Below are 7,959 nucleotides of genomic sequence, written 5' to 3'. Positions count from 1 at the left end.
TTTTGGCGGCGGACGCGTTGTCAACGTGCCGGCGTCCTCGACCCAGGCCGTGCGTGCCCCAGGATGCGGCGCAACAATCGCCCAGCCAGCTGATACAACCGCGCTCATCGTCGGAGGCATAGCAGGAGCCGCTGCTATCGGAGGGGTCATGGCCGCAAACAATGGCGGCGGCGGCAACGACCTTCCTCCCATCCGCCCCATCAGCCCCTGAGACGCCACATAACGCAAGGCGCAGCAAACCGTGCTTCCCGTCACCGTTGCACTCCTAGCCTTATGCATCACGTTGGGGGGAGCGACGTCCTCAGGCTTTATGTCTGATGTATTGCTTCAACTTCTCAGCGTGCCGGCGCTCCTGTTCGCCATCTGGACGAGGCTTGAGCGACAGAGCGGACATTTGCAAAGCGTCGACAAAGGTCGCGTGGTGGCGCGATACGATGCTTCCCTCATTCTCCCGCTGGCCATGGGAGTGTGTTTCCTTCTGATTCTGCTCGCGCAGTACATTCCGCTTTGGGGTGGCCTGGGCATCCGCGGCGTCCTGAGCCGTATCAACGCAGTCGGCGGTCTCTCGGAGCCGGGTAGCCTGCAGACCGGATCTGGCTCACTTGACCCTGCCGCGAGCCGCGCGGCCGTCGCCGCTGCGCTGCCAACTCTGGCCATATTTCTGCTTGCGTGGCAACTTGACCTCAATGAACGTATCCGCCTCACCGGATGGTTGGCAGCTTTTGGTCTGTTGAGCCTTGCCCTTAGCATTCTTCAGGTCATGCAGGGTCCCAGTAGCCCACTGCGCTTTTTTGAAATCAGCAATGACGTCGAAGCGATCGGCTTTTTTGCCAATCGCAATCATTTTGCAGCGCTCCTCTACACCACACTGATCTATGGCATCGCCTGGCTGGTGCTCCGGGGCGAGCGCCTGCTGGCGAAGCGCAAGGAGACCTCCCGGAAAATCACCTGGTTTACGGGCCTCTTCTGCTTCATCTTCGTGATGGTCGGCGGGATCGCTTTGGCGCGCTCCCGGGCCGGCATCGCGCTGACCATTGCCGCCTTCATCGCCCTGGCGGCGATTTCACCTGCGTTCATGACGATCCTGAGGGGCCGCGAACAGAAGGAGCGCCGCCTGCGAAGGGTCGTTCTGGTCGCCGCCGCGCTCCTGCTGTTGAGCATTGGGCAAATTGGCTCTGACCGTTTCCTCTCGCGATTTGATGAGGGTGTCACCGACGCGATCCGGACGACCCTGAGAGCGGTGACATCGCAGGCCGCCGCCGACGCCTTCCCTGCCGGCGCCGGACTTGCGACCTTCCCCTCCGTCTATGCCGTGTACGAAGACGACCGAACCCTGAGCGGGGCGACCTATGTCAACCGGGCGCACAACGATTGGCTGGAGTTTGCGCTCGAGGCAGGCCTGCCGGGCATCGCATTAATGATGCTGTTTCTCGCCTGGTTCGGATCATGGTTTATCAGAATCTGGATCGGCACAGACAGGCAAAGCCCGCCTGCCCAGGTAATCGTTCAACAAACCGCATCGCTCGCGGTTCTGCTTGTGCTGATCCACTCGCTGGTCGATTACCCGCTCCGGACAGCCGCGATGGCGGCCTGCTTTGCCGTTAGCTGCGCATTAATGACAAGACCGCCGCGACCGACCGGCGAGCGTATCTCCAGGGAAGATTGGCGCCCGGTTTCGTAAGGAAGAACATCAGACCGATTTGCTGGCGCGTCTCTGCGCAAACCATATCCAGCAGGCGAACACGCTGGGCCACAGCAGAGTGTGGGCGCAGTCCATCAGCGATTTCTTCCAGTTCCACGCGTGAACCCAGATATACCAATCGTGGAAATCGAGCAGTTCGTTAATCGTCTGCGCGCAGAGCACCATGACCCACGCCCATATCACCGCATGCCGACGACCATTGAGCAGCAAAAGAGCACAAAAAAAGATTGCAAGCCCAAGGTGCACATGCAATGCGTCGCGCGACATGGCGAAAAATTCGACGATCGGCTCTTTATAATAGTGCCACATCATTTCATCAGTTAATTATACCGGGATTTGCGGATGATTTTATCTGCTGTATGGCATCGGTATAAGATTTTATTACGAACGACTCGTCAAATTTACGCTCAGCCAGCAGGCGGCTGTTTTGACCCATCCGATGTTTTCCTTCCGGCGGCAGTCTGGCGAATGCGAGCATCTGTTCAGCCAGGTCTCCGGCGTCCTTCACCTGACATAGCCAGCCGTTGAAACCATGCTCAACCACATCGCGGCAGCCAGTTGTATCTGTGGTAATCAGCGGGCGGCCCATGGCGGCGGCCTCCAGCAGGCTCCGGGGAGCGCCTTCCCGGTACGATGGCAGAACGACGCAATCGCTTTCCGCGATAAACGGACGAACATCATCCGTATGACCCAGATATTCGATAATGCCTTCCCGCTGCCATTCTTCGACCGTCGTCCGGGGCACGGCGGTGCGGTTTTCAACGTCCAGAAAGCCCAGCAACTGAAAGCGTGCGTTTGGAACCAGCTGACGGACGCAGCGCGCCGCCTCAACGAACTCGCCGATTCCCTTGTCCCAAAGCAGTCGGGCGACCAGCAAAAACACCGGTCCCTGCCCCTCATCACGCTGAACTGGCTGCTGCTGGACAAAAGAGGACACATTGACCCCGGAGCCCGGGAGAATGCCCGCCTGCTCCTGGCGGATAAGCCCCGTTTCGACAAACAGCCGGCAATCATCGGTATTCTGGAAAAATACGGTCCGTGAGCGCGAAAAAGCCAGGCGGTACAGCATCCGGACCAGCCGCGTAAGCCATCCCTGATGAAGGAACGCCGTCCCCAAACCGGAAACGTTGTTGATTGCGGGTATGCCAAGAACATGCGCGGCGAGGGAACCATAAATATTGGGCTTGATGGTCCAGCCCAGATACAAATCTGGCTTTTCTTTCCTCAGCACTGACAGATAGCGGGCGAAGAGCGCCAGATCACGGACCGGGCTTGTGCCCATGTTGTCCATGGGCAGCGGTACATGTCGGCAGCCCAGATGCGCCAGTCCGGGACTGTACGGGTCAGTTGGCGCCACCGCGACCACGTCGAAGCCCTGTTTCTGCAAAGCGCCGATCAGCCCTGCCCGAAAATTTATGATGTTCCAGGATGTGTTGATTGAAATCACAACCTTCATGACGGGGTTCCTGGGTAATCTGGTTAAAACGACTTCAATGAACGATGGAGAAGCGGATACCGGGATTCTTCTGTCCATGGATGTGCCGCCCTGAACCAGGGAGGCGGCAGGCTCCGATGTCTCGCCCTTTGTTGTGCGGACAGCGCCCGCCTCTGTGGATACCTTCAGGAACTGCCCCGCCGGGTTGATATCAATTCGCGCGCCGCAAGCGCCAAATCCGGCAACGGGGCCTGGATCATCCTCATGCGGCCTATTCGCGCGCGGCGGGGTCTGGAAGCCGCCCGATTTTCAGCTGGTCAAACGTGATGTCTCCGCTGGCGTACTGTTCAGACGGGGATCGGGCGTCATGCAACAGCCTCACCGTCTGGGCTTCGCAGGCCGGGTCATCGGGAACCACGACGTCGAAGTAGAAGTTGCGCGCATCTCGTGGCGCTCCCATAAGCTGGTCCGATTCACCGACGACCCTCGCGCCGGGAAAACAGGCGATCCGCCAACGCATTCCCCGCCGCGCTGTCATCCGGCCCTGCTGCCGCCCTTCGAATCTGTAGTGGCCGGGCGTCAGAAAGATAACCTGGCTGATTCCACCGAATTTCAGCTGGCCGACGCCGAACCGCAAATGCAGCGCCCTGCCCGGCTTGTCCACGTGGCGTTGGAAATCGACGTAAACACCGCGCGACGAAGCCACACGCCAGTCAAAGGGAAGTCCGCCTGGCTCGGTCGAAAAATCCAGATTGTTTACGGATTTCAGGGTTTCGAGACGTTCGACCGGTAGAAGCTGCAGCCAGATATTGTAGGCTGACGTGGCGGATTTGGTCGCGCGCATATGGGCGTCCAGAAACGGCACCAGTTCCTGATCGGTGAGCGTGTCTCCGGCTTGTTTCATTTGCTGGAACAGGGCCAGCGGCGCGTCGGACCCTGCCAGTTGTGTCCCCAATCCACGGAGGAAACCCAATCTCCACGAGGGCTGCGCCTTCAGCGCCGCAGTCAGTTTCTCCCGGCCCTCCGGGATCGTGGTCAGGAAGTTCAGGTAGCCGGCGACAAAGCGATTGAGCGATGGGCGGGCGCGAAAAATGGTGTCGGCCATCTGGATGACACCGCTCCAGTCCCCCCGTTCGTAAGCATGATGAGCCAGCCAGAGCGCCGCGATCGCCTCCCGGCGAGACCGCGCCAGCGCATCCGTCATGCTCTGGCGCGCCTGCCCGTCATCGGTCGCGGCTTCGCCGATCAAACGATAAGCCTCCGCGTTCAGGGGCGCCTTACGGATTGCCTGGGCAGCAAGCTTCAGTATCGTGTCGCGTCGCTTCTGATCGGAAGCCTTGCTGCCGTCAGACCTGGGCGCGCCCTGGTCAGCTGGCGGAACAGGTTGTTCTGCCGCAGTCAGATCGGCCCAAGCCCCGGCGTGTTGCTCTTCCGGCTGCTCTGACGGCGTCTCCTGGGCGGCTGGTGCGCTTGGCGCGCCCCCCGTGTTGCGCGCCTCGCGCGCCAGGGCAACCAGAGCCTTTGCATTGTGCGGTGAAAGCAGAAGAGACAGGCGCGGGTGGCGTTCGGCAAGCGCCAGCGGCATTGACGTGGTGAATACAAAAGCTGCCAAAGCCAGGCCTGTGAGGGCCAGCGCGGCCGCACGCAACCGGTGCGATCGGATAGCATCGCGCATGTGCCTGAACCAGGACCGCCGCGCCCGGCGCTCGGGGCTGGCGTCATGAGGGCGGCGTGTGCGGCGATGCGGCTTCATGACTTTCTACGCACCATGCCGGACAGGCGGATTAGGATGGCCATCAGACCGGAAGCGCGCGACGGAGCCGTGATGGGGCGAGCCGGCGACAAAACGCGGTGACCCTTGTTTCGCTTCGCCGCCCCCCCGTGTCGTGAGCCGGTTCTGCCGCCCCGGACGATTGCCGGGTTCGCGTGCAAATATGCGATGCGGCGCTCGTCAGACTTCAGATCATTCCATGCGCGGGTCACGCGCGTAATAAAAACCTCCCGCGCCAGAACCGAACGATAACGCGGTGACCGCATATCCGGATGCAGCCAACGCATGAGCAGCGCCATATTGCGCCGCAACTCCTCGTGGCTTGCTTCCCGGGCGCAACCGAGCACGCGAAAACTGTCTGACTGTTGGTCCAGCAGAATCTGCTCGATAAAGAAACTCGCCGCCTCTTCGAGATGTGACGGACCTCCGGTGGAAACCGTGGGAGCCGTCCGCGCGCCTCCGTGACCGACCGCGACCAGCAGCAACTGGTGAACGTCCGGCGGCAGCTTCTCCTGCTGATATCTACGGACCAGACCCGGGTTGGCGAACAGGTTCAGCGCACAATGGATGGCCGGCCGCATGGCTACGTTGCCTTTGAGGGCAGGAACCTCCGCGCCTTCTCAACAAGGGTCGGCAGCCGCGATCTTCCCGGATTTTCCTGGCCAAGCTGATCGTCGTTTCCATAGTGGTAGCCGTAGTGATAGCTGTAACCATAGCCGTAATGCGCCGAGGCAGCGTCAAATTTCGTGAGAACGACGCCGATTGGCAGCGCACGGGCAAGCTGCAGCCGACGCAGGGCGTTCTGCACCAATCCCCGTCGCGCCTGGCCAGAGCCGGTTACAAAAATCGTTGCAGAAGCCGCTGCGCCCAGAAGTTGCGCGTCGGCAAGTCCAAGCATGGGCGGACTGTCAAAGATGATCAGATCGAACACCTCCAACCCTACGGCAATGAACGAAAACACCTGGGTGCCGCCGAGAAGTTCAGCTGCGTTCGGCGGCAACGGGCCTGATCCGATGAACCACAGGTTATCGACGGGCGTCGCCTGGATCACGTCATTCATCGACGACATGCCTGTCAGCACGTTGCTGAGGCCATTGGCATTGCCAAGCTCAAGCTTGCTATGGAGCGATGGCCGTCGCAAATCGGCGTCGACGAGCAGGACCTTTTTGCCAGTGATCGCGAAGTGGCGGGCGAGAGCGATTGCCGTGCTGGACTTGCCCTCCGATGGGCCGCCGCTCGTCACGACCAGACTACGGGGCAGGCCTGCCTCGGTGGAAAACTGTAGTGACGTGGCCAGCGACCGATAAGCTTCGGCAATACCCGACCGCGGATCTGCAAGTTCAGGTAGCAAACCTTCGTCGAGATCAGCGTAAGGGACAACGCCAAGAATTGGCAGGCCTGTCGCCTTTTCCGCATCGTCCGGGGTCCGGATGCGATCATCGAAAAGCTCTATCAGGGTTGCGCTTCCAAACCCGGCGGCCAGGCCAAGAACGAGGGCGCCAGCCAGGATGAGCATGGTTCGGGGGTGGGAGCGCGCGCCGGGCAGGGCACGGTCAACAATGAAGATATTGTTCGTGCCCACGCCGCTCGCGACATCGACTTCCTTATATCGCTGAAGCAGGCTGTTATAGATGTTTCGACTGCTTTCGACTTCCCGCTGAAGAATGCCGTAACGCACGCTTTTCTTCTGCAGGTCGATAACCTCAGCCCTGAGCTCCTCGATACGCTTCTGCATTTGCGTTTCTTGCGTGGCCGAAGCCTCGTAGGCAGCTTTCAAAGAACTCCGGATGGTGGACACTTCGGTGGCAAGCTGGCGGTCGATTTCGGCGATTTTCTTGGATATCTGCACCATCTCCGGATAGCTGGGCTTGAAGGTTTCCAGCTTCTCCTCATAGTCACGACGCAGAACGTTCCGCTGTGCCCTCAGCCCATCGATCACACTGTTCGTCAGCAATTGCGGCAAGTTGATCGCGGTGCTGCTCTCGACCTGACGCCAGCTCTGCTCGTCACGCATGCGATTTGAAATCAGCGTGCCCAGCGCCGCATTGGCGGCGGCCAGATTGCTCTCGGCGATGGAAACCCTGTCATTGGTCTGCACGATATTTTCGCTCTCGGCGAAGGTGATCAGCGCCTTTTCCGCATCTTCCAGACGTAACTTGAGCTGCTTGATCTGGTCTTCGAGAAACACCTTCGCATAGGCGTTCGCCTCGAAACGCTTGTCGAGATTGGCGGCGACATAGGCGTCAGCATAAGCGTTGGCAATCGATGCGGCTTGCTTCGGTGAGGGGTCCGTGTAGACGATATCGACGAGGCGGGAGCCTCTGACGGGTCGGATATCTACGTTACCCTGCACCCGGCGCACCGCCTGCGCCCTCGTAAGTTCCTGCATGGCGGCCTGTTCCTTTTCATCGGGCGCGCTGGCGAAAAGCCCGATAACGGCCCCAAACAGTCCCGCCGATGCTTCTGCGGAGGTTTTCTGATCGAGCGCCAGCGTAGAGACAGCGCGTTCTGAAATGGCACGGCTTCTGAGTAATTCATGCTGCGTCCGCTGGAAGTCATTGCTCCCGGTCTCAGACGGCGCAGCGCTGTCGCCACCCACGACCTTGCCCGCTTCGCGGTCGATCTGTATCCGGACAGTAGCGGAATACAACGGCGTGGTGAGGAAGCTGTAAACAAGGCCGACAACCAGGAAAGTGCCCGCTGCTCCTGCAATGAGATAGCGCCATTTTAGTGCGATCGCCAACAAACGACGCGCCAGGACGACAAACTCATTTTCGCCTTGTGACGGCTCGGCGTAACCTATTGCGCCATATCCGTACCCCTCCGGGTTGGCCGGCAGCCCGCGACCGCTCACGGGAGCAGGCAGCTTCCGCCCGCCTCCCTCTGGTCCGTCAACGCCAGCCTCTCCGTTAATCCCGGTGCGCATTACCAATAGCCTCAATTGGCGAAAATTGTCAGAACGTAGCCAGCCTTGCGAGCGGCACGGCCTGGAGGATGTATTTGAAACCGACCTTCAGGTCGGACTGGGGGACCATGACGATATCGCCAGGG

The 7,959-nt window shown here is 60.2% G+C and carries 6 protein-coding genes; 1 reads left to right on the top strand and 5 read right to left on the bottom strand.

What is annotated here, in order from left to right:
- Positions 1 to 310 precede the first annotated feature (310 nt).
- Entirely contained in the window at positions 311 to 1,681 is a 1,371-nt protein-coding gene (locus IE243_RS21520; protein ID WP_191321359.1) for an O-antigen ligase family protein, read from the top strand.
- Positions 1,682 to 1,690: 9 nt separating this feature from the next.
- Here IE243_RS21520 and IE243_RS21515 read toward each other — a convergent pair whose 3' ends face one another.
- The 5 genes from IE243_RS21515 to IE243_RS21495 form a co-directional block, all read right to left on the bottom strand.
- Positions 1,691 to 2,011, bottom strand: coding sequence for a hypothetical protein (locus tag IE243_RS21515; protein WP_191321358.1), 321 nt, complete (start codon positions 2,009 to 2,011; stop codon positions 1,691 to 1,693).
- A 7-nt stretch (positions 2,012 to 2,018) separates the two neighbouring features.
- Entirely contained in the window at positions 2,019 to 3,158 is a 1,140-nt protein-coding gene (locus IE243_RS21510) for a glycosyltransferase family 4 protein (protein WP_191321357.1), read from the bottom strand.
- Between the two features lie 250 nt (positions 3,159 to 3,408).
- Positions 3,409 to 4,812, bottom strand: coding sequence for a tetratricopeptide repeat protein (locus IE243_RS21505; protein WP_191321356.1), 1,404 nt, complete (start codon positions 4,810 to 4,812; stop codon positions 3,409 to 3,411).
- A 74-nt stretch (positions 4,813 to 4,886) separates the two neighbouring features.
- Positions 4,887 to 5,489: a J domain-containing protein gene (locus IE243_RS21500; protein WP_191321355.1), complete on the bottom strand. Its 603-nt coding sequence runs from the start codon at positions 5,487 to 5,489 to the stop codon at positions 4,887 to 4,889.
- A gap of 2 nt (positions 5,490 to 5,491) precedes the next feature.
- On the bottom strand, positions 5,492 to 7,834 hold the full coding sequence (locus IE243_RS21495; protein WP_191321354.1) for a GumC family protein: 2,343 nt from the start codon (positions 7,832 to 7,834) through the stop codon (positions 5,492 to 5,494).
- Between the last annotated feature and the right edge of the window lie 125 nt (positions 7,835 to 7,959).

It is taken from the genome of Camelimonas fluminis, assembly GCF_014656355.1.
Taxonomy (GTDB): domain Bacteria; phylum Pseudomonadota; class Alphaproteobacteria; order Rhizobiales; family Beijerinckiaceae; genus Camelimonas; species Camelimonas fluminis.
The sequence above is the reverse complement of the archived record's forward strand: the minus strand, read 5'-3'. Positions and strand labels throughout refer to the sequence as shown.